Raw genomic sequence first — 24,819 nt, forward strand, 5'->3', positions numbered from 1 at the left:
AGGGTTTATCGGATGTAGGACGTCCGAGCTCGTGATAAAACTGTAAGTCCCATCACAGCGCATCGTCAAGTGCGTTCGCCATCCACAACGGAGTCCAAATGTCGTCCCTCATCGTTGGTGCCTATCCTGCCCAGCCGGAAGACCTGCCGCAGCGCTTCTACCAGGAGTTGGGCTGTATCCCTTCAATCCGGGGATTGGAGCTGCCCTACGGCCCCCATGGCGGAAGCCCGTGGCCGGCGGGGGCTCCCGAGGGGTGGTCGGCCGTAGTGACCGCAATTCCCGGCACCATGAAGCGAGTGAGCCAGGCCCCCACTTTCGGCTTGGCCTCCAGGGACGATGAAGGGCGGAGGGCGGCGCTGCAGTTTGTTTCAGGCGTGCGGGATTATGCCTCCCGCCTCGCGGGCGAGGGGCACAAGGTGGAGGCAATTGAGCTGCACTCTGCGCCGCCCCTGCATTCCTCGTCCCGCTTGTTTGAGGAGTCCCTTAAGGAAGTACTCGACTGGGAATGGGGCAGCACGCGTGTGCTCGTGGAGCACTGCGACGCTCCGCGGCGGGGGAGTAGGCCGGAGAAGGGCTTTCTGACATTCGCTGAGGAGGTCAATGTCGTCGCCTCGCTCCAGGGCCAGGGGTGGGATCAGGTTGGAGTCCTGGTCAATTGGGCGCGGTCGGTCATTGAATCAGGGGACACCGGCACCGCAGTTGAGCATTTGCTGCTTGCCCGGGAAGCAGGCGTCCTCGCGGGGATTATGTTTTCCGGATGCTCCCCGGAGCCAACAGAGTTCGGATACCCATGGATTGATGCCCACCTCCCTGCTCTTGAGGTTGATGGTGCCCCGCCGAGCTCGCTGCTGAACCGCGCCGAGGTCCAGCGCTGCCTGGCGGCGGCGGGGCCGGTAGCCATCTCAGGCTTCAAGATCGGGCTTCCCCAGCATGGCCTGTCGGCCGGCGACAGGGCAGGGCGCCTGCGGCAGATGTGCGATCTGGTGGAGGCGCCGATCTGACCGGGATGGAGTGCCGTAACTGCAGATCAGTGACGGTCCGGCCGGAAGCCGGTCACGACCAAGGCCTGTGTTCGACGCGGACCGCCCCTGTTGCAGTATCGAAATGAAAGGTCCGGGACGTGCGGTGGCGGGAACCGCCCACGACTCCCTCGACCGTGTACGCCACTTCTACGGACCCTCGCTCTACCTCGGCTTCGGTCACGGTGTGCGTGGGAGTGAAGTAGAGCGCTTCCGCCCCGGGCAGGAGATCCGCAGCGGGGAACGCATCCGCGCCCGGGCCGTCCAGGCGCATCTCGGTCACTGGGAGAGTGCCGCGATTGCGTGCCCTGCCGGTGAAAGCCAGGATGTCACCGGCCCTGTAACCGGGTGTGACAGGGCCGTAGTTCAGGTCCTGTGCCTCCCGGGTGCCGATAACTTGCGCTGATTCGTCGGAGTAGCCCTGGCCGATCTCCTTCCAGGTATGGACGTTCCAGCCTCCCGTATTGGCAGGCATGACGTGGAAATCACCCGCGTTGAGCCAGGCGGCCGGGCGTCCGGGGGTGATGGAACGGAGTTCCATATCGAATACCAGTCCAGGTTCCTCCCCCGGCGCAGTCTCGGGAGGCGCAGCACGTTGTTGCGTGAGCTGCTCCGGCGGCACGGAGGCGAATACGATCTCCCGGTAACCCTGCCGCTCATACAGGACGCCGATATTGCCGTCGGGGAGACGCGCTGCCGTCGAGTACGCGGAGCTTCCCGGGCACAGGACCAGTTTCGTTGGCCAGGTGCGGCCGTTGTCCGGCGACAGGCTGAGTACAGTGTTCCGCCGCAGGGCCGTGTCGTGGTTGTTGGTGGCCAGCAGCCACGAGTCGGTGGCGCCGTCCGTCCGGCCGGCCACATTGGGCAGGCCGTCGAAACGGACAAGGGAACCGTTGTCGCTCGGATCCGGAAGCTCCTCAACGGGACTAAGCGCACTCCAGGTGGCCCCGCCGTCGTCTGATGTTGCTGCCAGGCGGCGCGGCGTGCCGCGGCTGTGCAGCAGGAGGCGGCCGTCCGCCAGTGCAACCACCTTGTTTTCGTTGGGGCTGAAGCCGTGCGTACACTCACCAACAGGCTGGCCGAGGGTCCAGGAGTCTCCGTGGTCATCGCTGTACGCGGAGGCGGCCATGATGGTGCCCTCGCAGAGGACAACGAACTGCTGCACCAGCCGGCCCGTAAAAGGTCCTGAATGGATTTGGATGCCCTGGCCGGCAGCAGCAAAGATTCCCGTGACCGGGCGGTCAGTACTGTTCTTCAGTTGGCTGGTGATCCTGCGGTGCTGCCAGGTCAGGCCGTCGTCGTCGGAGAAGCTGAGATCGCAGTGCTGGACGTACTCATCGTCCGGATCGTGGCCCGCGGTGGCTTCGAAGAATCCCGCCCGGGTGCCCGCCGCATGGAAGAGAAAGATGCGCTGCGTTTCCATGTCCACCAGCAGGCTCGGATCCCCGAAACCCTCGAGGCCTTTTCCCGTGCGGACCACGGCCTGCTTGCCCCATGTGCGGCCGCTGTCCGTGCTGCGGCGGAGCAGCAAGTCAATGGGGCTTGGCAGGTCATCAAGGTTGGGCCGGCCATCGTAGGCGGCCAGCAGGGTTCCTTGTGCGGTGACGGCGAGGGCCGGGATGCGGTACTGCCGGTAGCCGCCGGTGCCGCGGGTGGCGAGGACGTGCTCCACGGCCGGGACGGCATCTGGGAGTCGGGGGACATGAGGGAAGATGTAGGACGTCACCCCTTAAGTCTAGCAATGTGAAGCCGACCACTATACGGTGGTAGGACGTCGTATGTAGAAGGTGCAGATTTTTGCCTCTCCCGACGGTCACCTCACCAGGCCCGCAAATGCAGCGGGCACCCCGAAAGGACATCTAATTTGGGTTCCACCAAAAGAAGAACCAGACGCGCAGCAGTGGTGGGAAGGAGTGCAGGAACAGCGGCCTTGGCCCTTGCCCTGCTGGCCGGAGCCGTTCCTGCCGGAGCCGCCCCCATCCCGCCGAACAGCCCCACGGCACCTCCCGGGACCTTGTCGGAAATGAACCTGGCGGCAGACCGGACCGCCAGCAACTTCTTCTACCGGATCCCGGCCATGACATACCTGGGAAACGGTGTTGTCCTGGCCTCCTGGGACGGCAGGCCGGGAAGCGCCGCCGACGCCCCAAACCCCAACTCGATCGTGCAGCGGCGCAGCACCGACGGCGGCCGCACCTGGGGTCCCGTGCAGGTCATCGCTGCGGGCCACACCGGCAATGCAACCACCCCCAAGTACGGCTACAGTGACCCCTCCTACATTTTTGATGCCGAGACCGGCAAGGTGTTCACCTTCTTCGTCTACTCCAAGGACCAGGGCTTCTTCGGCAGCCAGTACGGAAACGACGATGCCGACCGCACTGTCATATCCTCCGCCGTGATCGAGTCCTCCGACGGCGGCGTCACCTGGAGCCAACCGCGGCTGATTACCAGCGTCACGAAGCCGGGCACCAACAAGACGAACCCCGCAGCAGGTGACATCCGATCCAACTTTGCGTCTTCCGGAGAGGGGATCCAGCTCAAGTACGGCCAGTACAAGGGCCGCCTGATCCAGCAGTACGCCGGGGATGTCAGGCAAGCTGACGGCACCAATAAAATCCAGGCCTACAGCGTCTTCTCGGATGACCACGGGGCCACCTGGCACAAGGGTGCCAACGTGGGTGACCGCATGGATGAAAACAAAACCGTGGAACTTTCGGACGGCCGGGTCCTCTTGAACTCCCGCGACAACGCCAACCAGGGCTACCGCAAGGTGGCGATCTCCACCGACGGCGGCGCCACTTACGGCCCGGTAACGCAGGACACGGAACTTCCGGACCCGGCCAACAACGGAGCCATCGCCCGGATGTATCCTGCGGCAGCGGAAGGATCCGCTGAGGCCAGGAAACTGATCTTCACCAACTCCAATTCCAAGACCGGCCGGGAGAACGTATCGGCAAGGATTTCGTGTGACGACGGAGCGACCTGGCCGGGGGTCCGCACCATCCGTCCGGGCTTCTCCGCCTATTCCACCGTGACCCGGCTGGAAGACGGGCAGTTCGGGGTCCTTTACGAGGGCAACTACACGGACAACATCACGTTCTCCAAGTTCGACGACGCGTGGTTGAACTACGCCTGCGCTCCGCTGTCAGTGCCGGCTGTCACCACCGCACCCGGTGCCACCCAGCAGGTCCCTGTCACCATCACCAACCAGGAAGCCGCCACGCTCTCGGGCGCGAACGCCACGGTCTACACCCCCAGCGGCTGGTCCGCCTCCACGGTTCCCGTGCCCGACGTCGCGCCCGGCGCCTCGGTGACCGTCAACGTCGACCTGACCGCCTCAACCAGCGCCAGCGGTCCGCAAAACCTCAACGCGGCCTTTACGACGTCGGACGGCCGGGTCTCGCAGCACACCTTCACGGCCACCGTTCCGGTGGCGCCGCAGGTAGGCCTCTCCGTCGCAGGATCCGCACCTGCCAGGGACGTCATCGCCAACCCTTACCGTGAGGGCGAGGCGCTGGGCTACTCGTTCAACGTCAGGAGCACGGCCAACGTCACGGCGAACTCGGTGCCCGTATCCGGCACCTTCGACGCCGGCTTCCTTCCGCCGTCGGCTCCGAACTGCCGGTACAACAACCTTGCCGCCGGTTCAAGCTACAACTGCACCACGGCAAAGCACACGCTGACGGCCGAGGACATCGCACGCGGCTACTTTGTTCCCCAGGCGAGCTTCACCATCACGGCCAGCTCGACGCCATCCCTCACCAAGACAGTCACGTTTACCGGTGCGGCCGTTGCGTTACGGGACGGACTGGTTGCAGCGGACATCAGCGGCACCCGGAACGATGCCGGCCGTGACCTGGCCACCCAGCCCTACACCGCCGGGGAAGCCTTTCCCTACACATTCAATGTGACCAACACCAGCCCGCTGACGGAGAAGGTCGTTCCCACGGCCGGAAATTTCAGCCCCTTTGTCCCTGAAGGCCCCGGCAACTGCCGCTACGGTGTGCTGCCCGCCGGCCAGAGCTACGCCTGCACCACGCCGCGGCATGAAGTCACCGCGGCGGAAGCCGAGCAGGGCTTCTTTGTTCCGGCCACCACGTGGGAGGTCAGTTCTTCCGGCCAGTCTGCGCGGACCTACGCCGTTGATGGCGGGGAAGTGGACCTCAAGGTCCGTGATGCACGGCTTGAGGGCACCGTAGCAACGGAGTGGAAGGACACCGACGGGGACCGGTATGCCTCTGCAGGCGACACCGTCACCTACACCTACACCCTGGGCAACGCCGGAAATGTCTCCCTGACGGAACTGAGTGCCCCCGACGCTGCCATCTACGAACCGGGCCTGGGGGTGGGCGCCACCGTAACGACAACCCGCGACTACGTCCTGACCGCTGCCGACATCGCCGCCGGACGGCTGGAGGCTGTGGAGTTCGAGGTCACAGCCGCCAACGGTGCACAGCAGATCTCCGCAATGCTGGCCGGCGGCGAAACCGTCCTGGACCTGCAGCCGGCGCGCCCGGAAACCGTTCCGGCGCTGACCGTGCAGGACCTTGAGGAACAGCTTCCGCCGTTCGATCTGGGCACCGCGGAGAAATACCGCAACGGCCAGAAAGTGGTCCTCAACGGCCTCGAATACGGCCAGTGGTACTACGTCTACCTCAACAAGCACAGCCAGCGCATCGGTTGGTTCTTCCCCACCACTCACAACACTGTGGAGTTCATCCTGCCGGCTGACGTCCAGAACGGACGCGACGACGTCGTGGTCCTCGACCAGGACGGCAAACAGGCCTCCTTCGACAGGCTGCAGGTGACCCCGAAGGGATAACCGGCCAGAATTCAAGGAGAACAGAGTGGACAGGAACGGCCGGCGGTCACGCCGGCCGTTCCTGTCCAGAACGATGAGAAAAGATGGGACAACCGACACAACAACCCGGACCTTCGGCTGGAAATGTAGCCGGATTGTCGATCCTCCTGGCCCTATTCGTCAGGTTCTGCGGTCTCGGCTGGCTTGTTCTACGAGCTCGGTGATCCAGGGACGGTGCCCTCGGTGGAAGGTTATTCCTTCGGGTAGGCCCTCCATGCTGGGGACTGCGTTTGTGATGTTGATGGTGACGTGGTTGCTGCCCAGCGGCGCGTTGGTGATCTGAAGGTCGCCGTAGGATTTCGGCAGTACGGGGTCCAGCCAGACTCCGCCGCGGGAGACGTGGGCGTCGTAGCGCATCAGGCTGGTTAGCAGCAGGATCGGTGAGGTCGCTGCCCATGCCTGGGGCGAGCACGCGGTGGGATAGGGGACGGGTTCGGTGAACTGGTCGCGGCTGAACCCGCAGAAAAGTTCCGGCAATCGGCCGCCGGAAAAGTCGGCAGCTTCCAGGAGCGCCGTGGAGATCCGCTGTGCCTCCTCCACGAACCCGTACCGGACCAGGCCCGCCTGGATGATCGCGTTGTCGTGCGGCCACACGGAACCGTTGTGGTAGCTGGCGGGGTTATAGGCGCCCATGTCGCTTGCGAGCGTGCGGATACCCCAGCCACTGAACATCTCCGGGGACATCAGGTGCCCGGCCACCTGCGCGGCCTTGTCCTCGTCCACTAGTCCCAACCACAGGCAATGGCCCATGTTGGAGGCACATGCGTCGACTTTTTGCTTTTTCCCGTCGAGGGCGACGGCGTAGTAGCCGCGTTCGGGTATCCAAAACTCCTCGTTGAACCGCTTCTTCAGGAGGGCTGCGCGGTCAGCGTAAGTGTCTCCGACCTCATAGTCGCCAGCGTCGTATGCCATCCATGCCCGGGCCAAGTATGCAGCGAAGACATAGGCCTGGACTTCGCAGAGCGCGATAGGCGGCTCCGCCAGCCGCCCGTCGGCGAAATTTATGCCGTCCCACGAGTCTTTCCACCCTTGGTTGATCAGGCCATTGGGGTTGAGCCGCTGGTATTCGACGAAACCGTCGCCGTCTTTGTCGCCGTAGTCGCGGATCCATTCCAGTGCCCGGTCCGCATGGGGCAGCAATGCGTTGATGGTTTCCTTGGCAAATCCCCAGCGGCTGACGGCCCCCAGGACGTCAACGAACAAAGGGGTGGCGTCCACGCTGCCGTAGTAGGTGGATTTTCCGCCCAGGGAGAGCCCGCTTGAGACATCGAGCCTTACTTCGTGGAGGATTTTGCCAGGTTCCTCTTCGCTGACGGGATCAACGACGGTTCCCTGGCGGTCGGCCAATGTTTGCAGCGTGCCCAGCGCCAGGGAGGGGTCCACCGGAAGCGCCATTTCAGAGGCCCAGAGCGAATCTCGGCCGAAAATGGTCATGAACCAGGGCGCTCCGGCGGCCACCACCACGCGGTCCGGATGGTCTGGGTCCTCGATTCGCAGCGCTCCCAGGTCGTCGTAGCTGCGCTGGAGGGTCCGTTCGATTGCGGGATTTCCCATCCGCAGCATCGGGATTCTGGCTACCCATTCCCGGTGGCGCCGATCGCTGGGAGACAACTCCCCGCCCGTGTGGCTGAAGGCTGGCTGGCCGGCCTTTCCCGTGGCCGGCACGGCGATGACAGTCGTGGACCATTCCGACCTTGGCTGGATTATGACCCGGCAGGTAATGGCGTCGGTGGTCACGTCAGCATCGGGAGCATTGATGACGATGTCCTTTTCGACGTCCCTCCACCGGCCGTGGATTCTCAGCACTCCAACGTCGGCGCGCCGGTGCTCCTCCCATTGCCTCTGGTTCCTGGCTTCCTTGACCTCAAACAAATCGGCAAAGTCCGACCCAACCACCAGCTGGATGACGCACTCCATGGGTATCAGGGAAAAATTCCGGACCGTGAGTTGTTCCCGGATGCCCGCACCCACTTCGCGCAGCCGTTCGACAATAAGGGGACTGTCCGCATAACCATCAGAACGCGGGACGCGTCCTGCGAAAAGGGCACGGTAGGGCTCCTTTACCTCGGCCGCGAGCGGCTCCAGCGGCTGCCCATTAACCGTCAGGGCCCACGTGGAAACATACCGGGTGTCCTGGACGAAAAGGCCGTGGGGATGCTCCGGATGGATATCTCCATTCGGCATGGAGATACAGAAGGACGAGCCCTCCACCAATGTGACTGTTCCAGCCCCTAAGGGCCCGGCCGCCGTGTCGGCGTTCCACCCTGCCATGCCTGCCTCCTTGGGAAAATCCCATGCTGCCGGACTGGCCAACAGGCCTTGCCCACCGGCCCGGCTGCCCTTGTGATCGACGCTACGCCTGCTGCCCTTTGGCCGCCAGAGCCCGAAACGGGAATTCAGGCGTGAGCCGTCAATGCGAGAACCGGCCCACATGCGCCAGAGGGCGATGCCCGAGGCGGGCGGAAACGGAAAGGGCAGCTGCCATGACTCGTTTGGAGTTTCAGCAATCCGGTCTTGTCCCGTGCGTGAGACGCCGTCGGGGCGCGCTCCGGTGGCAAGCGCCATCCTCGTGCTACCGGGCGGGGGACACAAGCGGAGGTTTGTGGCATTGCCGGCCCCTTAATTTGAACCGGGCCGTGATTCGTTGGGGCGGAGCGCCTGGCCCTCCGCATATGCTCTTTAAACACCACGAACGATTGGATGCGCATGAGCCGCCGTTATGTCATCGATGCGATTCCCGGCGACGGCATTGGCGTGGATGTCACCGACGTCGCGATGCAGTGCGTCGACGCCGTCGCCGGAATGTACGGCTTCGACGTCCAGTGGCGGGTCCGCGACTGGAACAGCCACTTTTACCGCAAGGCGGGCCGCATGATGCCTGTTGACGGAATAGAGCAGCTGAGCAGCGGTGATGGCATCTACCTGGGAGCCGTCGGGACACCGGACGTGCCCGACGATGTCACTCTTTGGGGGCTCCTCATCCCTATCCGCCGGGAGTTCGACCAGTACATCAACCTCCGGCCCATGCGGTTGCTGCCCGGCATCGTCGGTGCCATGCCCGGCATCGAGGACCTGGACATCGTGGTGGTACGGGAGAACGTTGAAGGCGAGTATTCCCAGATCGGAGGAAGGTTCGGCGCCGGAACCGAAGGCGAGTTCGCGGTTCAGGAGAGCGTCTTCACCAGGCGCGGTATCGCCCGGGCGGCGCGCTATGCCGCTAACGTCGCCACCGAACGCGGCGGCCGGCTCGTCTCCGCAACAAAGTCCAACGGCATCATCCACACCATGCCGTTCTGGGATGAGGTGGTGGCGGAGACAATCACGGCGTTCCCCGGCGTCGTCGTCGAAAAGGTGCTCATTGATGCGCTGGCGGCACGGCTGGTGATGAAGCCGACGAGTATCCGGACCATCGTTGCGTCGAACCTGTTCGGGGACATTCTTTCGGACCTGGTAGCTGGTATTGCCGGGTCCATCGGCATTGCACCCAGCGCCAACCTCAACCCGGAGCGGCGGCACCCGTCGATGTTCGAGCCCGTGCACGGCTCTGCTCCGGATATTGCGGGCAAGGGTATCGCCAACCCGGTGGGCGCTCTGTGGGCCGCTGCAATGATGCTCGACCATCTCGGTGAGGCGGAGGCCGCCCGGTCCCTGACCTCTGCCTTTGAGGGAACGCTGGCGGACGGCATTGCGACGCCGGACCTGAAGGGCACCGCCACCACCGTGGAGTTCGCCGCCGCAGTGCTGTCGCGCCTGTCCTAACCAACTAGCTGGTGCGCAATCGCTTCTCCAAACGGAACGCGACCAGCGAGGCAGCCGCCCCGGCACCTGCGACCAGCGCTGCAAGCGTCCATCCAACGGCGGGACTGAACTGGGAGAAAACGATCCCGAACAGCAACGGCCCCAGCGTTCCGCCGATGTAGGTACCGCTCTGAGTGATCCCGGTGGCCTGGATGGTGAACGGATGCGCCGTGCGTGAGACCACGTAATGGGCCAGGCCGTTCCAGCCCCAGCCCAGACCGAACGCGACGACGGCTCCGGCTGCATAGGCGATCGGGAAACCGGACGCCATGCCGAGCAGCCCCAGGCTCCCGGCCCCCATCATCAGGGCCACCGTGGCCATCGAGCCGCCGATCCCCCGGTCCGCGGCAATACCCACCAGCGGGCGGGCCAGAATCCCGGCCACACTGGCGGCGCCCAGCAATAGGCCCGCACCGGCGGCATCGAATCCCGCCTGCACAGCCATGGTCACAGTGAAAGCACCCACTACATTGGCCTGCCCGGCTCCCAGGGCACTGGCCACGGCGGTGGCAAAAAGGAATGGTTTCAGCCTCCGGGGGAGCGGTTCCCTGGCGGCTTTACCGGAGCGCCCTTGGAACGGGGCAGTGCGTGGGAGGGTGCGGAGCAGCGCCGGGATCAGGGCCGCCGCCAGCAGTGCTGCCAGCGCAAAGGTCCAGTTCCACCCCACGGTAAGAGCGAATAGCGGGACGGACAGGCCGGCGGTGAGCGTCGCCGTCGGAATGGCGGCCTGCTTGAGGCCAAACGAGAAGGCGCGGTTGCGTACCGCCACCTGGTCCACGATCAGGCCGTTGGACAGCGGGTGGATCAGGGCGTTTGCGGTACCGGCGAAACTGAGCCAGACGATCAGCCACGCCCAGTGCGGAGTGACAAAGGCGATGCCGGCCAGTGCAACAAAGCCCAGCCCGACGGCGAGCGGGACTCCGCGGCGGAGCCCCAGTCCGCTCGCCACATACCCGGCCGGGGCGGACAGCAGTGCTGAGACAGCCCAGAAGGTGGAGACCGCGACTCCGAGTGCTGACGCCGTCATGCCCAGGTCCTGCTCAAGCTGGACAGCCAGCCCGCCGACGAGGAAGACCGGCAGCACCGCCACCACCGTTGTCAGCGCCGCGATGGCCGTGGCGCGCTGTCCCGGTCGACGCGCCGGTGTTCGAACGGGGCCGACGGCGGCTGGCCTCACCGTGGAGATCGGCTCTGCGAAACGACTGCCGCGTTGTCCTGTACGACGGCGTCGCCGGCCAGCATGGAGCGCCCGCCGGTCCGCACCTGGGCCAGCAGGCCGCCGGCAGTGAGGACGGCACGTTCGGCCGGCGAGAAGTCGAGCCCGAGCGTCAACTCGGTGCCTCCGTCCACTCGGGCAGTGACGGAGCGGCGACCATCGGCCAGGGCGTCAGCAAGCCCTTCGATGACCCACCGCTGCCCGGTTGAGCTTTGCGCGTCGGAGGGCAAGATCAGCGGCACGATGCCGGCGGCGATGAGGTTGCGGCGATGGATCCGCGCGTAGCTGCGGGCAGCGACCACCCGGACCCCCAAGTACAACGGGATCAGGGCGGCATGCTCCCGCGACGAACCCTGCCCGTAGTTTTCCCCGCCCGCAATGATTCCGCCGCCCCATTCGAGGGCGCGATCGTGAAAACCGGGGTCCAGGCGGCGGAACATGAAGCGCGCGCAGACGGCGATGTTGGACCATACAGACATGGCGATGGCGCCGTCGGGAGCCATGTCACCAGTGGAGATGTCATCACCGACGGCGATCAGCACCCGGGCGTCCAGGTCAGCCGGCAGCGGTGTGGGCTGTGGCGGCGGGACGAAGTTGCTGCCCCGCTCGATCTCGATGTTGCGACGTGCCTCAAGGGGCAGGACACCGGCAATATGCAGGTCATGGACTTCCGGATGCGGAGGAGTGGCAGGGCGGAGCTCGCCGCGGCTGACGGTGGAGGCATCGACGATGGCGCCTTCCAGCGCGCTGGCAGCAGCGGTCGACGGCGAACACAGGTACACGGAGTCCTCGGCTGTACCGCTGCGGCCCGGGAAGTTGCGGTTGAACGTGCGCAACGACGGCGCACCCTCCGTAGGTGCCTGCCCGATGCCCACGCAGGGGCCACATACCGGCTCGAGCATCCGCGCCCCGGCCCCCATAAGATCCTCATAGACGCCGGAGGCGATGATCGTCTGCAGGATCTGGCGTGATCCCGGCGTCACCGTGAGCTGGACGGACGGATGGACGGTATGTCCCTTGAGGATGGCAGCCACAGTGGCCAGGTCCTCGTACGAACTGTTCACAGAGGAACCCACGCAGACCTGGACCACCTCAGTGCGCGGCAGTTCGGACACGGGACGGACGTTGCCTGGTGAGTGCGGCAGCGCCACGAGCGGAACGAGGCTTGATAGATCAATCTGCTCGTCGTCGTCGTAGCCTGCGCCGGCGTCGGCCGCCAGGGGGACGAACTGATCCTCTCGGCGCTGGGCCCGGAGCCACGCGCGGGTCTGGTCATCGGAGGGAAAGATGGCTGTGGCGGCACCTGTCTCGATGATCATGTTGCAGATGGTCGCGCGCGCCGAGACTGACAGGGAAGCCACACCCTCCCCGTAGAACTCGAACACCTTCCCGCGGCCGCCCCGCACGCCATGGCGGCGCAGCAGCTCCAGCACCACGTCCTTCCCTTCGGCATTGGGTCCGAGCGTGCCCGTCAGTTCCACCCCCACGACGGCGGGGCACACAAAGTCGAACCCGTAGCCCGCCATCGCCACGGCGACCTCCAGCCCGCCGGCGCCGAGGGCGAACATGCCGAGGGCACCCGCCGTTGAGGTGTGGGAGTCCGCGCCCACCAGGACCTGGCCCGGCCTGGAGAATTTCTCAAGGTGGATGTAGTGGGAGATGCCGTGCCCGGCGGGGGAGTAGCGCAGCCCGTAGCGGGCGGAGAAGGTGCGGAGGTAGTGGTGGTCCTGCATGTTCTTTTCATCGATCTGCAGGACGTTGTGATCGACGTACATGACCGCCAGCGGCACGGCGACGGAGTCCATGCCGAGCATTTCGAACTGCATGGCGGTCATGGTTCCGGTTGCGTCCTCGATGAGGATCTGGTCAACGGCGATGGTGATGTCGGCGCCGTGAGTCAGGCCGCCGGACGCGAGATGGCTGGCCAGGATTTTGTGGGTCAGTGTCTCGGGCATTCAGAGCTCTCCTCAAGCAGGAAGGCGGTGATGGCGGCAGAGGCACGCCATCTCTTGCGGATGGCGTGCCTCTGCCGGTTGGTGCTACTTCAGGAATTCGTTCGTGTAGGTGTCCGCCAGCTTGATGTCTTTATCCCCGACCTCCGGGTTGGCCACCCGCTGTGTCTTCAGGACCGCCTGAACGCCGTCCTCGGTAAAGGATCCGTCCTTGCTGAGCGTCTTCTTCAGGTCCTCAATGACCTTGGCGTAGAGCTGCTTGTCTCCGCCGGCGAACTTCTCAGGCATTTTCGCGGCAATCTCCTCGCCGGAGTGGCCGTCGATGAATTCGAGGGTGCGCTTGATCGCCTTGGCGAGCTTGCCTGCGGTTTCCTTGTTCTTGTCCAGCCATTCAGTCTTGGCGTAGAGGGAGGAGGACGGCCAGGAGTCGGTGTCGAATACTTCCTTCAGACCCTCCACGGTCCGGACGTCTTCCAGCAGCACCGGATCGTGGCCTATCCGCTTTGCGAGTACGGAGATGTCAGGTTCGAGCATCACTGCGGCGTCCACCTGGTTCTGCTCCACGGCGGCAACGGCAGAGGACCCGGCGCCGATCGCTGAAACTGCGGCATCTGCCTGCTGCATGCCATTCTTGGCCAGCAGGAACTTTACGAACATGTCGGTGGAGGACCCCGGTGAGGTCACTCCGACGTTCTTGCCCTTGAGGTCCGCAATGGACTTGATCTGGCCCTCATTCTTGGGCGCCACGATGAGGGCAAGCCCCGACGACTCGCCCATGTCGACGAACGCCTTGATGGGCTGGTTCTTGGCCTGCATCTGGATGGTGTGCTCGTAGTATCCGCTGGTGACATTTGTGCTGCCGCCCACCATCGCAGTGAGCGCTTTCGAGCCGCCCTGCAGGTCCTGGAGTTCGACGTTCAGGCCCTCTTCCTTGTAGTAGCCCAGTTCCTGGGCCAGCGTGGTGGGAAGGTAGGTCAGGAGAGTCTGGCCGCCGACGCCGATGATCACCTTGGTGCCTTCCCCGCCGCCGGCAGCACCGGTCCCGCCCTGGCCGGGAGGTGCAGCCGAAGGGGCGCCGCAGGCGGAGAGAGCCAGGGCAACGGAGGCAAGCAGGGTCAGGGGGCGGAAGAGCCTACGGCGCCGGGTTTCTTTCTGGGTCATGAGAGTTCCCTTTCAGGCGGTGATGGTAATAGTTACGAGGACCGGGCCGGGCGCCACCTGAGGAGGTGCCGTTCGAGGCGGTTGACGAGGAGGTCGATGATCAGGACCACGAACATCAGGATGAACATGCCGGCGAAGACTCCCTTGGTATCGAAGACACCCTGGGCCTGGGCTATGGCGTAGCCCACACCGGCGGAAGCTCCGAGGTATTCACCCACCACTGCGCCGGTGATGGCAAAACCTACGCTGATATGCAGGCTGGAGAAGATCCAGGTCAGGGCGCTGGGGATGAAGACGTGGCGGAGGAGCTGCTTCTCCGACGCCCCCAGCATGCGTGCGTTGTCCACGAGGACCCGGTCCACGCTCTTGACGCCCTCGAGGGTGTTGAAGAAGACGATGAAGAACACCAAGGTGAAACCGAAGGCGACCTTTGACCAGATCCCCAGGCCGAACCACAGCAGGAAGATCGGGGCCAGCACCACGCGGGGAAGGGCATTGAACATCTGCAGGAACGGGTCCAGGAGCCGCTCCAGGAAACGGACCCTCGCCAGGAGGAAGCCCAGGACCAGGCCGGCCGCCGCGCCCGTCAGGAAGGCGAGGATCGATTCCTGCAGGGTGATCCACAGGTGCGGGAAGACGAAGCCGCTGGAGATCCAGACCCATACCGTCATCAGGATGTCGGAGGGGAGGGGGAAGAAGAATGGGTCGATAACGCCAACGCGTCCCAACAATTCCCACGCGCCGAGGACAATGACGGCGAGGGCCAGTTGTCCCATCCGGATGGAGAAGTTGGACGCTTCACCCCGTTTGCGCCGGGGGCGCTCAACCATGGCCGGACCCCGCTCCTTCCGGAGGGGAAAGCGCTGTGTCTTCTTGGAAACTGGTGCCACCGTCATGCTGCGTCGCTCTCTTCCTCTTCCCGCGCTGATTCGTAGGTCTTGGATACCTCAACCTTGAGGCGCCCCCAGATTTCTCTGTGGAGCTCGACGAACTTGGGATCGTCCCGGATGTCCAGGAGGTCACGGGGGCGGGGGATGTCGATCTCGTAGCTGCCGACGACGGTGCTTCCCGGCCCGGCCCCGAGGATGACCACCTCGTCGGACAGGGCAATTGCCTCATCCAGGTCGTGGGTGATGAACACGACGGCCTTGTCCGATTCCTGCCAGAGCTGGAGGAGTTCGTTCTCCATGATCTGACGGGTCTGTACGTCGAGTGCGGAGAAAGGCTCGTCCATCAGCAGGATGTCGGGGTTGACGATCCAGGCCTGGGCGACTGCGGTGCGCTTGCGCATGCCGCCGGAGAGCTGGTGGGGGTACCGGTCAGCGAAGTTCTTCAATCCCACCTTCTCGAGCCAGCGGCGTGACTCGTCGTAGGCCTCGGCCTTGGAGACCCCGGCCATGGTGAGCCCGAGGCTGACGTTGTCGATGACCGACTTCCAAGGCAGCAGGGCGTCCTGCTGGAACATGTAGGAGGCGCGGCGGTTCACCCCATATACGGGCTCACCGAAGCTGTGGACAGTGCCCGAGGAAGGATTCAGGAGTCCCGCTGCCATGTTGAGGATCGTGGACTTACCCGATCCCGTCGGCCCAACGATGGAGACAAACCGTCCGGGCTCCACCTTGAGGTCGATGTCCCGGACAGCGAAGTACGATCCACCGCCGGGAGTTGCAAACTCCTTGGTGCATCCGTTGAGCTCAACCGCAAAATTCGATGATTCAGGCTGTGAGGGCTGCGTCATTGCTATTCTCCCGCTAACCACATTGTGAGTTGTTGGCCATATAGTGGGCACTACGCTAACAGTAACGTCTGTCACACTACAAGGGGGCTTCAAATAGGCGCCACCCCGCCCTGACCGAGAAGAAGGAACCTGGAATCGAGCCATGAGCGCAACCGAAAACGCCGCCGCCCCGTTGCTGGTGCTGAAGAAGATCACGGCCATCCTTGATGCCTTCTCCCTGGTGCGGCCAGAATTGAGCCTCGCCGAAATACGCGCGGAGACCGGGTTGCCGCACTCCACGGTGCAGCGCCTGGTCGCGAATATGGTGCATGAGGGAATGCTCGATCGGCGTGATGACCAATTCCGGGTCGGGTTGCGTATGACCCACTGGGCGGCGCCCGCCCGGCAGGGCCTGGACTTCCTGGAATTGCTGACACCGGTAATACGGCGATTGCGGGATGAGCTGGGCGAGACGGTCTGCATCTTCAGGGAATCGCAGGGAAGCAGGGTTTGCGTCGCGTTGGCCGAGACCCGACGGGTTCTTCGAAGGGCGGTCGAGGTCGGCGATATCATGCCGCTCCACGCCGGTTCGGCGGGCCGCGTATTGCTCGCCTGGAACCCCGACCTGGCGGAGAAGGTCTACGGGTCAGGGCTCCGGTCCATCACCGACCAGACCATCACGGACGCAGCAAGCCTTGATGCCGCCGTCTCGAAGACTCGTGCGGACGGTTTTGCCATCACTACCGGGGAGCGGGTTTCCGGGGCCAGCGGCTTGTCTGTTCCGATCTTCGGCCCGCAGGCTGAGCTCTACGGTGCACTCACCGTCATGGGGCCCACCATGAGGATGCCTTACGACGTGTGTGCTTCCTGGATAGAGCCGGTCATCGCCGCGGCAGCTGAAGGTACCCGGCTGATCGGCGGAAGTCTTCCCTCCGAGGTGGAGCCCATATCGTGATTTCATGTTCACAATATGAGGACAGGAGTGCATACTGGTTCCTGTACGACGGGGAGCTCATGAACCTCCGTCCGTGTGTACGTCGCCCACTGGGTCCGCATCAGGAATCAGGAGTTGAGATTTGATGAAGGTTGTCGAAACCGGCACAGCGAAGCTTGGCAAGGACGCAGAGGACGGGGCCGGCCACGGGATCGCTGAAGAAACGCCACCAGCCGTCGCAGGCAGGCCCAAAATCGCGGGCGATGGTGCGGGTCCTCTGTCCGGCGTGCGCGTCCTCGAACTGGGATCTCTGATCGCCGGCCCTTTCGCGGGACGGCAGATGGCAGACTTCGGTGCCGAAGTCATCAAGGTCGAATCCCCAAACAGGCCGGATCCCATGCGCGAATGGGGCCGCGCGCGCGTTAATGACCACACGCTGTGGTGGTCGGTGCAGTCCCGCGGCAAAAAGTGCGTCACTATGGACCTGAAAGCCCCGCGCGGCCGGGAGCTCTTTCTTGAGCTCTGCAAGGACGCCGACGTCATCCTCGAGAACTTCCGCCCGGGCACTATGGAAAAGCTTGGCCTCGGCCCTGAAGAGCTGTGGAAGATCAATCCCGGCCTCATCATCGCCCGGGTCTCCGGATACGGACAGACTGGTCCGGAAGCGTCAAAGCCGGGTTATGCCTCCGTCGCCGAAGCGCGGAGCGGATTGCGGCACCTGAACGGCTACCCCGACCAGCCGCCACCCCGCACAGGTATTTCACTGGGGGACAGCCTCGGCTCGCTGTATGCCCTGCAGGGGATCCTGCTGGCGTTGTACTGGCGGGATGCCCGCGGGGGGACCGGCCAGGTGGTCGATGTGTCGCTCGTTGAGGCGTGCTTTTCACTACTGGAGAGCGCGGTGCCGGACTACGCCGCCACCGGTATTGTTCCCGGACCCAGCGGCTCGGGACTGAAGGGGATCGCGCCGTCGAACATCTTCCGCTCCAGCGACGGCAAGTGGGTTGTCATAGCGGCCAACCAGGATTCGGTCTTCGTCCGCCTGGCCACAGCGATGGGCATGCCCGGGCTCGCGGAGGACCCGAAATACCGTGATCATGCGCAGCGGGGCCGCAACCAGGAGGAGCTTGAAAGCATCATCGCCGATTGGGCGGTGCACTACTCCGCCGGCGAGCTGGTCAGCCTGCTCGATAAACACGCTGTTCCGAACAGCACCGTGAGCACCGTTGAAGATATCTTCGAGGATCCGCAGCTCAAAGCCAGGGACATGCTCGTGGAAGTGGCTGACGACGAGCTGGGCGCCGTGGTCCAGCCGGGAATCGTTCCCAAGCTCACGCGCTCCGCCGGCCGGATTAGCTGGAACGGGCCTTTGGTGCATGGATCCCACAATGCCGATGTGTACCAGGGCCTCCTGAACCTCACCGAAGAAGAGTTTCAGAATGCACGTAGCGAAGGAGCAATCTGATGGCGTTTGCCCACGGAACCAGGCCGGTCTCGATCGTGGACGTCAGCCCCCGCGACGGGCTGCAGAACGAGAAGACCCCCGTGAGCACGGAAGATAAGGTCCGGCTCATCGAAGAGCTGATCCGGATGGGTGCGCGGCGGATCGAAGCCGTCAGCTTTGTGAATCCCAAAGCCGTACCCCAGATGGCAGATGCCGACGCCGTGATGGCGTCGGTCCCGCGCACCGACGCCGTGAGTTATATCGGCCTGGTGCTGAACACCAGGGGTGCCCTCCGGGCTGTCGATGCCGGGGTGGACGAGATGAACTATGTACTGCCGGTGACCGACGCATTCGCCGCAGCCAACCAGAACACCACAGTTGCTGCAGCGCTTAGGGCTCTGGAGGAAGTGTCGGACATCGCTGCCGCCGCATCCATTCCACTCAGCGTCACCGCAGCTGTCGCTTTTGGCTGCCCCTACCAGGGAGACGTCCCGATCGAGCAGACCCTCGAAGTCGTCCGCAGTGCAATTGGTCGCGCGAACCTGGCGGAAGTGGCGTTGGCCGACACGATTGGTTGCGCCGTCCCGTGGCAGGTGGGCGAGACTTTCGCCACGCTGCGCGAGGAAACCGACCTGCAGTTGAGGGCCCACCTTCACGAGACCCGCCACACGGCGCTGGCCAATACTTATGCGGCGATGGCATCGGGTGTCGATGTGTTCGACAGTAGCGTCGGTGGTCTCGGAGGATGCCCCTTCGCTCCCGGCGCGGCCGGAAATATCTCCACGGAGGATCTCGCGTGGATGCTCGGGCGTGCAGGCTTCCCGACAGGCATCGACGTGCACAAAGCAACGGAACTGGGCCGCTGGATTTGCGGCCTGGTCGGAACCAATCCGCGTTCCGGACTGGCAGGGGCAGGGGTGTTCCCCGCGGCAGCGTAGGGCGCAGTAGTTTGGCTGCGCCTCGCGCCCCGGTCAGCGTGCAGTAGCGTCAGCGCCGATCGGGGAACCCGCCTCGTTCAGTTTGTGTTGCCTGCACACGTGGCCGGGCTCCACAGGCCCCGTTCTGCAGTACGGGCGGCCTGTTCGGCCTCACGGAACCTGTCCTGGTATTTGTAGGGGGTCTCATAGGTGTATTCGTGGGCGAACCCTTCGGCCACCATTTTTTCGTTGACGAGTACGCCTGCAGATTGCCAGACGTAAGCCAGCGTCCGGCCGTAACGGTCGCGGCGACTCTGGCTGGGATCGTATTCCAGCCAGACCTGGGTTTCGTCCATGAGTTCGGTGGCTCGCCGGGATGCTTCGAGTCCGAAGCACTGGACCGTCTTCCTTGGATCGCTGACTTCCGGGGTGTCAATGCCGATGAGGCGGACGCGGGTCGATTTTCCATCGATGGTGACTCGGATCGTGTCCCCGTCAGTGACAGAGGTCACGGGAAAGGGTCCTTCCGCCCGTGTTGGCAGGGTCCGGTCAGGCGCCGGCGTGGTTGGATTCGGGCCGTTTCCCGGTAGGGAGCACCCGGCCAGCGAAACGGCGAAGAGGGCAGCTGTCGCCGTCGTGCGCCAGGCGGCCCGTATTCGGGTGGCCATCGGATGGCACTTTCAGTCGCAACAGTCGGGCCAGATTTGGTCTGCCTCTTGAAGGCCGTTGCCGGAGGTCCATGTCGGCGGAACAGCGGATGGAGCCCGCCGCCCCGTAACGGGGTAACTGATGCGGGTCGACGCATTGGCTTCGCCAGTGCGCGAGGGGCTGCCGAGGGCATTCAGCGGTGCGATTCGTTTCACGTCAGGCTCCCGCGGTGAACCGTGCCGCTACCGCCGACGACGGAGGCGACGTCCGGTGTGGGTGCTTGATTCATGGCTACTCCTGTTCCGCGCATCCGGCTGGGTGCCTGCTGGATCAGTGGCTCGGTTCGGCTGGTGCTGCTGCTGGGTTAACCATGCCGCGGCTGGATCAAGACTTCCCATGGTTTTGCCCAGCTCAGGTGAAATTCTTGGGCAGGGACACCCTAGGGGCGCCTTCGCCGGGTACTCGCCGGTCCGCTTTTATGATCCTGCATGGTCCGGACGCTCCAGCAGCCGTGAGGCGGAGTATCCGATGACCAGGCCCCAGAAGGCTGCGTGGATGTTGAACAGATCCAGGCCGGAGATGGTCACCACGAAGGTCACCAGCGCTCCCAGGGTGAAGGTGGTGGAGAAGGCGGTCACGAACGCCTGCTGGAGTGCCCGCAGCATCGCGATTCCGCCCAGGACCAGGACGAATTCCTTGGGCGTGGCCAGCATCAGCCGGGTCAGGGTGGGAGCCAGCGCCGCGCAGGCCAGTGCGAGGCAACCGTAGGTCACCGCTGCTGTGTACTGCCGTCCCTTAACTCCCGACGACGTCAACAGGGCGTTCGTAGGGCCCGTCACGCATGCTGATACCGCGCCTAAGCCGGCGTTCAGCAAGGAAAACGCGCCGGACACGATGGCGAAAGCGTTCACGGGCGGCCGGTGTCCTGCGGCCCGAAGCACGGCGATGCCCTGGCCGTTCTGGACGAACAACACCGTCAAGGCCAGGGGAACCACCAGTTCCAGCTGCGACGCCCACGTGAACACCGGAGGGGTGAAGGCCGGGACGGCCAGGAGCGGTCCCGGCTCCCCGGGAACATACTGCCCGCTGACCGCCACCGCCAGGCAACCGGCCACCAGCGTCCCCAGGACCGGGGGAAGGAATTTCCCCAGGGCCGGCACGGCGGTCAGGAGCAGGAAGGCGCCCACCATCGGGGCGGCGACGGCCGGATTGGCCTGGCTTGCGGAGATGATGTCCGTGCCGAAGCGGAGGAACACGGCGGCGACCATGGCCATGACGATCGGCATGGGGATCATCGCCATGATCCGACGGACCACTCCGGTGGCGCCCAGGGCCAGGACGAGCAGGCCGGCGGTGAAGAACGTGCCCACCACCTCCGCGAAGGAAAGATGGTGCAGCGACGGTCCGAGCAGAACCGTGCCTGGAATCGACCAGGCGAACCCCAGCGGCTGCCGGTACAGCAGCGACATGATCAGTGTCGCGGCTCCGCCGGAGAACAGGATGCCGAAAACCCACGAGGCGAGCTGTTCCTGGCTCAGCCCGCCTGCTGCCCCGACGGCGAGGGTGACGGCGATGGGCCCGGAGGCGGTGAAGACCAGGCCAATGGCACCGTTGGACACGTAGGTCGGCGCCACGTCCCGAAGGAAACGGCGTGGTCCGGCGGGGCGGCGTCCGGGCCGTTCCAGCAGCGGTTGCCGCGCGGGCGGCATCTCCGCGGCCGACAGTCCGGGAGCCGGCCCTCCAGTGACGGGTTCTGCTGCGGCTTCCGGCTGGGCCGCCGGGTCCTGGCGGAAAGTGGGCATCCTGGCTCCTGGCTGCGTGGTTGGAACAGGCAGGCGCCCCGAAGATGCAGCTCCGGGGCGCCATGTGGCCGGGTCCTGGCGCCCGGCCTCAGACAGTAGGGGCAAAGGCCTACTTGGTCTCGCCTTCCTTGGCGAGGACGTAGTTGTACACGGCGTCCTCTCCGGCCCCGCCGTCCGTGCGGGGTTTGGGGTCCAGCATCAGTTCAGGCTTGACGGCCGAGGCGATGTCGTCAGCGTTGTGCGGGTCGCCCGGGAAGTAGAGCTGCTGGGTGACGGGCTGGTAGCCGGGTGCCGATACCTTGATGTGGATGTGGGCCGGACGCCAGGCGTGCCAGCCGGCCGCCTCAATGAGCTGGCCGCAGGCGCCGTCCGTGGGGATCTGGTACGGCGCCGGACGCATGGTGTTGATTTCAAAACGGCCTTCGTCGTCGGCTTTGACCGTGGCCCGGAAGAGCCACTCCGGCAGGCCCGGGGCGTACTGCGAGTAGAAGCCGGCGGCGTCCGCGTGCCAGATCTCCACCTGTGCGCCCTGCAGGGCATTGCCGTTGGTGTCCGTGAACTGGCCGGTGAAACGCAGGGGGGTGCCCTCTTCGCCGTCGCGCATGAGGACGGTGGCCGGCGTCGCAAGCTCCGGCGATCCGGGCACGTAGTACGGGCCTTCAATGGTGCCCCTGGTGCCGGGGCGGTCCTGGGAGTTGACGTCCTCGACCGTGTGCTCCAGCCACACGTCAAGGAACAGCGGCCACTCACCGTCGGTACCCACCTTGATCAGCCAAGCCTTCAGCGCGTTGTACTCCTCGTAAGTGACCTGGTGCTCAACGACAATGTCGTTGGCGGCCTTGATGAGCGCGCCGGCCAGCAGGCTCACGCGCTCCTTGGGCACGCGCAGTTCCGAAAGCTTGCCGGAAGCGGCGAAGCGTTCGGTGGCCTTCGAGCCGGCTTCAACGGCTGTGCCCTCGTTCTCGTTCCGGATGTCCACTTGAGTCTCAGTCATGGCGGTCTCCACCTTCGTCTTTGAAATTGGGGCCCAGAAAGGTCTCCTGGACCCGCCGCAGGACGCCGGTGCAGGAGTGCCTGCCGTTCCGTGGCGTCGCGTGATGTCTGTCTCATCGTAGGTCCGAAGATAATGACGAAACAAATATTGATAATGCTGCTTTTTAGTCATGATCGATACATAAAGACACCCTTGGTCGACCCTAGGTGTTTGCCTGATGTGAGACCAGTCACGAGGGGGAAGAATTGCCTCTAACGTCCACCGCCGGCAACGACGCCAGCCCGGACCTCCCGCCCATCCGTCCAGCAATCTCCAATGAGGGAGCACGCCATGACCGAGAACCTGATCCATGCCCGCGAGGTCCTTGCCGACGCCGTGATCGACGACCGTGAGAACGGCATCATCCGGGCCAAGCGCGAAATCTTCACCGACCAGGAGATCTTCGAACTTGAGATGAAGCATATTTTTGAAGGCAACTGGGTGTACCTGGCCCACGAGTCCCAGATTCCCAACGTAGGCGATTACTTCACCACGTACATCGGCCGCACCCCGGTGATGATCACCCGGGACAAGGACGAGAAGCTCAACTGCATCGTCAACGCCTGTTCGCATCGCGGCGCCATGCTGTGCCGCCGCAAGACGGACAACCGCACCACCTTCACCTGCCCGTTCCACGGCTGGACGTTCAAGAACTCCGGCGAGCTGCTGAAGGTCAAGGATTCCCGGAACGCCGGCTACCCCGAGACCTTCAACAAGGAAGGCTCGCACGACCTCACCAAGGTGGCCCGCTTCGAGTCCTACCGCGGCTTCCTGTTCGGCTCGCTGAAGGCTGACGTGCTGCCGCTGGAGGAGCACCTGGGCGACGCCACCAAGGTCATCGATTCGATCGTTGACCAGTCACCCGAAGGGCTGGAGGTGCTGCGCGGTTCCTCCACCTACACCTACGACGGCAACTGGAAGGTCCAGGCCGAAAACGGCGCCGACGGCTACCACGTCACGGCCGTGCACTGGAACTACGCCGCCACCACGGCCCGCCGCAGCGCCGGTGACTCGGCCAACAAAACCAAGGCCATGGATGCCGGCAAGTGGGGCAAGGTCAAGGGCGGCTTCTACTCCTACGACCACGGGCACCTGCTGCTGTGGCAGGAGTGGACCAACCCCGAGGACCGTCCGCTCTGGGACCGCCGGGAGGAACTGGTCCAGAAGTACGGCGAGGAGATGGCCAACTTCATGATCAACATCTCGCGCAACCTGTGCCTGTACCCGAACGTCTACATCATGGACCAGTTCTCCTCGCAGATCCGCCACTTCCGGCCGATTTCCGCGGACCAGACCGAGGTGACGATCTACTGCATCGCACCCAAGGGCGAGTCCCAGGAGAACCGTTCCAAGCGCATCCGCCAGTACGAGGACTTCTTCAACGCCACCGGCATGGCCACCCCGGACGACCTGGAGGAATTCCGCTCCTGCAACAAGACCTACTGGGCCACCAGCGCCCCCTGGAACGACATGACCCGCGGCTCCACCCACGAGATCGCCGGCCCGGACGAGCAGGCCCAGGCCCTGGGCATGACCAAGGTCATCGCCTCCGGAGTGCGCACCGAAGATGAAGGGCTCTACCCCATCCAGCACGGGTACTGGAAGGAAGTCATGGACCGTGCCCTGGCGGAGGAAGAGGAGCGTTCCGCGCTGGCCTCCGTCCCCGCCTCCGCCTGACAGAGCCCACCGGAACCACAGAGAGCGCAGACACAATGACCAGCCTGACCCAAACCGCCCCGGTCCTCAAGGCCGCGGAGGACATTGCAATCCTCGAAACCGTCCGTGCCTTCCTTTACCGGGAAGCCCGCCTGCTGGACGACCGCCAGTTCGATGAGTGGCTCGAGTGCTACCACCCCGACTCCGAATTCTGGATGCCGGCCTGGGACGTGGATGACCAGCTGACGCAGGACCCGCAGAACGAGATCTCCCTGATCTACTACGACAACCGCGGCGGCATCGAGGACCGGGTGTTCCGGATCAAGACCGACAGGTCATCGGCCACCTCCCTCCCCGAGCCGCGCACGGGGCACAACATCACGGACGTTGAGGTTTTGGCGAACGACGGCGGCCGGGTCGAGGTGCGCTTCAACTGGTTCACGCTCTACTTCCGCTACAACACGACGGACACATATTTCGGCACCAGCTACTACACGATCGACCTTTCCGGCCCGGAACCGGTGATCCTGAAGAAGAAGGTAGTCCTGAAGAACGACTACATCCACCACGTGGTGGACGTCTACATGATCTGACCTGCCCGAACCGGCGCCCGGAAGTCCCGGGTGCCGTACGGCAGTTCCCATCCCGTGCCCGCCGGGCA

At 64.4% G+C, this 24,819-nt stretch carries 18 protein-coding genes; 8 read left to right on the plus strand and 10 right to left on the minus strand.

The window, feature by feature from the left end; genetic code table 11:
• The first annotated feature begins 98 nt into the window (after nucleotides 1-98).
• A complete protein-coding gene (locus ACQ3DC_RS18955; protein ID WP_421093630.1) occupies nucleotides 99-1,001 on the plus strand; it encodes a DUF4862 family protein in 903 nt (300 codons plus the stop codon).
• Nucleotides 1,002-1,053: 52 nt separating this feature from the next.
• Here ACQ3DC_RS18955 and ACQ3DC_RS18960 read toward each other — a convergent pair whose 3' ends face one another.
• Nucleotides 1,054-2,745, minus strand: a complete 1,692-nt coding sequence (locus tag ACQ3DC_RS18960) for a sialidase family protein (RefSeq protein WP_430752274.1) — start codon at nucleotides 2,743-2,745, stop codon at nucleotides 1,054-1,056.
• Between the two features lie 177 nt (nucleotides 2,746-2,922).
• Here ACQ3DC_RS18960 and ACQ3DC_RS18965 point away from each other — a divergent pair, with 177 nt between their 5' ends.
• Nucleotides 2,923-5,841, plus strand: coding sequence for an exo-alpha-sialidase (locus tag ACQ3DC_RS18965; protein ID WP_430752362.1), 2,919 nt, complete (start codon nucleotides 2,923-2,925; stop codon nucleotides 5,839-5,841).
• 159 nt (nucleotides 5,842-6,000) lie between these two features.
• On the opposite strand, the gene ACQ3DC_RS18970 is transcribed toward ACQ3DC_RS18965, so the two are convergent.
• Nucleotides 6,001-8,151, minus strand: a complete 2,151-nt coding sequence (locus ACQ3DC_RS18970; RefSeq protein ID WP_430752944.1) for an amylo-alpha-1,6-glucosidase — start codon at nucleotides 8,149-8,151, stop codon at nucleotides 6,001-6,003.
• Nucleotides 8,152-8,586: 435 nt separating this feature from the next.
• Between ACQ3DC_RS18970 and ACQ3DC_RS18975 the strand changes: the two genes are divergently transcribed.
• Nucleotides 8,587-9,639, plus strand: coding sequence for a tartrate dehydrogenase (locus tag ACQ3DC_RS18975; protein WP_430752945.1), 1,053 nt, complete (start codon nucleotides 8,587-8,589; stop codon nucleotides 9,637-9,639).
• A gap of 4 nt (nucleotides 9,640-9,643) precedes the next feature.
• Here the strand turns inward: ACQ3DC_RS18975 and ACQ3DC_RS18980 are convergent, their stop codons facing one another.
• The 5 genes from ACQ3DC_RS18980 to ACQ3DC_RS19000 form a co-directional block, all read right to left on the minus strand.
• Nucleotides 9,644-10,855, minus strand: a complete 1,212-nt coding sequence (locus ACQ3DC_RS18980; RefSeq protein WP_323057255.1) for an MFS transporter — start codon at nucleotides 10,853-10,855, stop codon at nucleotides 9,644-9,646.
• A complete protein-coding gene (locus ACQ3DC_RS18985; protein WP_430752946.1) occupies nucleotides 10,852-12,849 on the minus strand; it encodes an aconitate hydratase in 1,998 nt (665 codons plus the stop codon). The genes ACQ3DC_RS18980 and ACQ3DC_RS18985 overlap by 4 nt, the downstream gene beginning before the upstream one ends.
• 84 nt (nucleotides 12,850-12,933) lie before the next feature.
• Complete coding sequence (locus ACQ3DC_RS18990; RefSeq protein ID WP_321216112.1) at nucleotides 12,934-14,007, minus strand: ABC transporter substrate-binding protein; 1,074 nt, start codon at nucleotides 14,005-14,007, stop codon at nucleotides 12,934-12,936.
• Between the two features lie 32 nt (nucleotides 14,008-14,039).
• Nucleotides 14,040-14,837 (minus strand): ABC transporter permease, encoded by a 798-nt coding sequence (locus tag ACQ3DC_RS18995; protein ID WP_197432532.1) that lies wholly within the window; start codon nucleotides 14,835-14,837, stop codon nucleotides 14,040-14,042.
• A 62-nt stretch (nucleotides 14,838-14,899) separates the two neighbouring features.
• Nucleotides 14,900-15,745: an ABC transporter ATP-binding protein gene (locus ACQ3DC_RS19000; protein ID WP_321216113.1), complete on the minus strand. Its 846-nt coding sequence runs from the start codon at nucleotides 15,743-15,745 to the stop codon at nucleotides 14,900-14,902.
• A 142-nt stretch (nucleotides 15,746-15,887) separates the two neighbouring features.
• Between ACQ3DC_RS19000 and ACQ3DC_RS19005 the strand changes: the two genes are divergently transcribed.
• The 3 genes from ACQ3DC_RS19005 to ACQ3DC_RS19015 all read left to right on the plus strand — a co-directional run bounded on the left by ACQ3DC_RS19005 (nucleotide 15,888) and on the right by ACQ3DC_RS19015 (nucleotide 19,040).
• The gene (locus tag ACQ3DC_RS19005) at nucleotides 15,888-16,679 is read left to right on the plus strand and encodes an IclR family transcriptional regulator (protein ID WP_321216114.1); all 792 of its coding nucleotides are present in this window, start codon (nucleotides 15,888-15,890) and stop codon (nucleotides 16,677-16,679) included.
• 124 nt (nucleotides 16,680-16,803) lie between these two features.
• The gene (locus ACQ3DC_RS19010; protein WP_321216115.1) at nucleotides 16,804-18,123 is read left to right on the plus strand and encodes a CaiB/BaiF CoA transferase family protein; all 1,320 of its coding nucleotides are present in this window, start codon (nucleotides 16,804-16,806) and stop codon (nucleotides 18,121-18,123) included.
• Nucleotides 18,123-19,040 carry a hydroxymethylglutaryl-CoA lyase gene (locus ACQ3DC_RS19015; RefSeq protein ID WP_323057252.1) on the plus strand — a complete coding sequence of 306 codons (918 nt, stop codon included), beginning with the start codon at nucleotides 18,123-18,125 and terminating at the stop codon, nucleotides 19,038-19,040. Before ACQ3DC_RS19010 ends, ACQ3DC_RS19015 begins: the two co-directional genes overlap by 1 nt.
• Before the next feature lie 77 nt (nucleotides 19,041-19,117).
• Here the strand turns inward: ACQ3DC_RS19015 and ACQ3DC_RS19020 are convergent, their stop codons facing one another.
• The 3 genes from ACQ3DC_RS19020 to catA all read right to left on the minus strand — a co-directional run bounded on the left by ACQ3DC_RS19020 (nucleotide 19,118) and on the right by catA (nucleotide 22,463).
• A complete protein-coding gene (locus ACQ3DC_RS19020; protein ID WP_430752947.1) occupies nucleotides 19,118-19,531 on the minus strand; it encodes a thermonuclease family protein in 414 nt (137 codons plus the stop codon).
• A 612-nt stretch (nucleotides 19,532-20,143) separates the two neighbouring features.
• The gene (locus ACQ3DC_RS19025; RefSeq protein WP_430752948.1) at nucleotides 20,144-21,469 is read right to left on the minus strand and encodes a benzoate/H(+) symporter BenE family transporter; all 1,326 of its coding nucleotides are present in this window, start codon (nucleotides 21,467-21,469) and stop codon (nucleotides 20,144-20,146) included.
• Nucleotides 21,470-21,578: 109 nt separating this feature from the next.
• Complete coding sequence (catA, locus tag ACQ3DC_RS19030; RefSeq protein ID WP_323057249.1) at nucleotides 21,579-22,463, minus strand: catechol 1,2-dioxygenase; 885 nt, start codon at nucleotides 22,461-22,463, stop codon at nucleotides 21,579-21,581.
• 330 nt (nucleotides 22,464-22,793) lie between these two features.
• Here catA and benA point away from each other — a divergent pair, with 330 nt between their 5' ends.
• Complete coding sequence (benA, locus tag ACQ3DC_RS19035; protein WP_323057247.1) at nucleotides 22,794-24,179, plus strand: benzoate 1,2-dioxygenase large subunit; 1,386 nt, start codon at nucleotides 22,794-22,796, stop codon at nucleotides 24,177-24,179.
• Nucleotides 24,180-24,214: 35 nt separating this feature from the next.
• Entirely contained in the window at nucleotides 24,215-24,751 is a 537-nt protein-coding gene (gene benB, locus ACQ3DC_RS19040) for a benzoate 1,2-dioxygenase small subunit (protein WP_321216128.1), read from the plus strand.
• Nucleotides 24,752-24,819 lie beyond the last annotated feature (68 nt).

This window comes from Paenarthrobacter sp. NEAU-H11 (genome assembly GCF_050573415.1).
GTDB lineage: Bacteria > Actinomycetota > Actinomycetes > Actinomycetales > Micrococcaceae > Arthrobacter.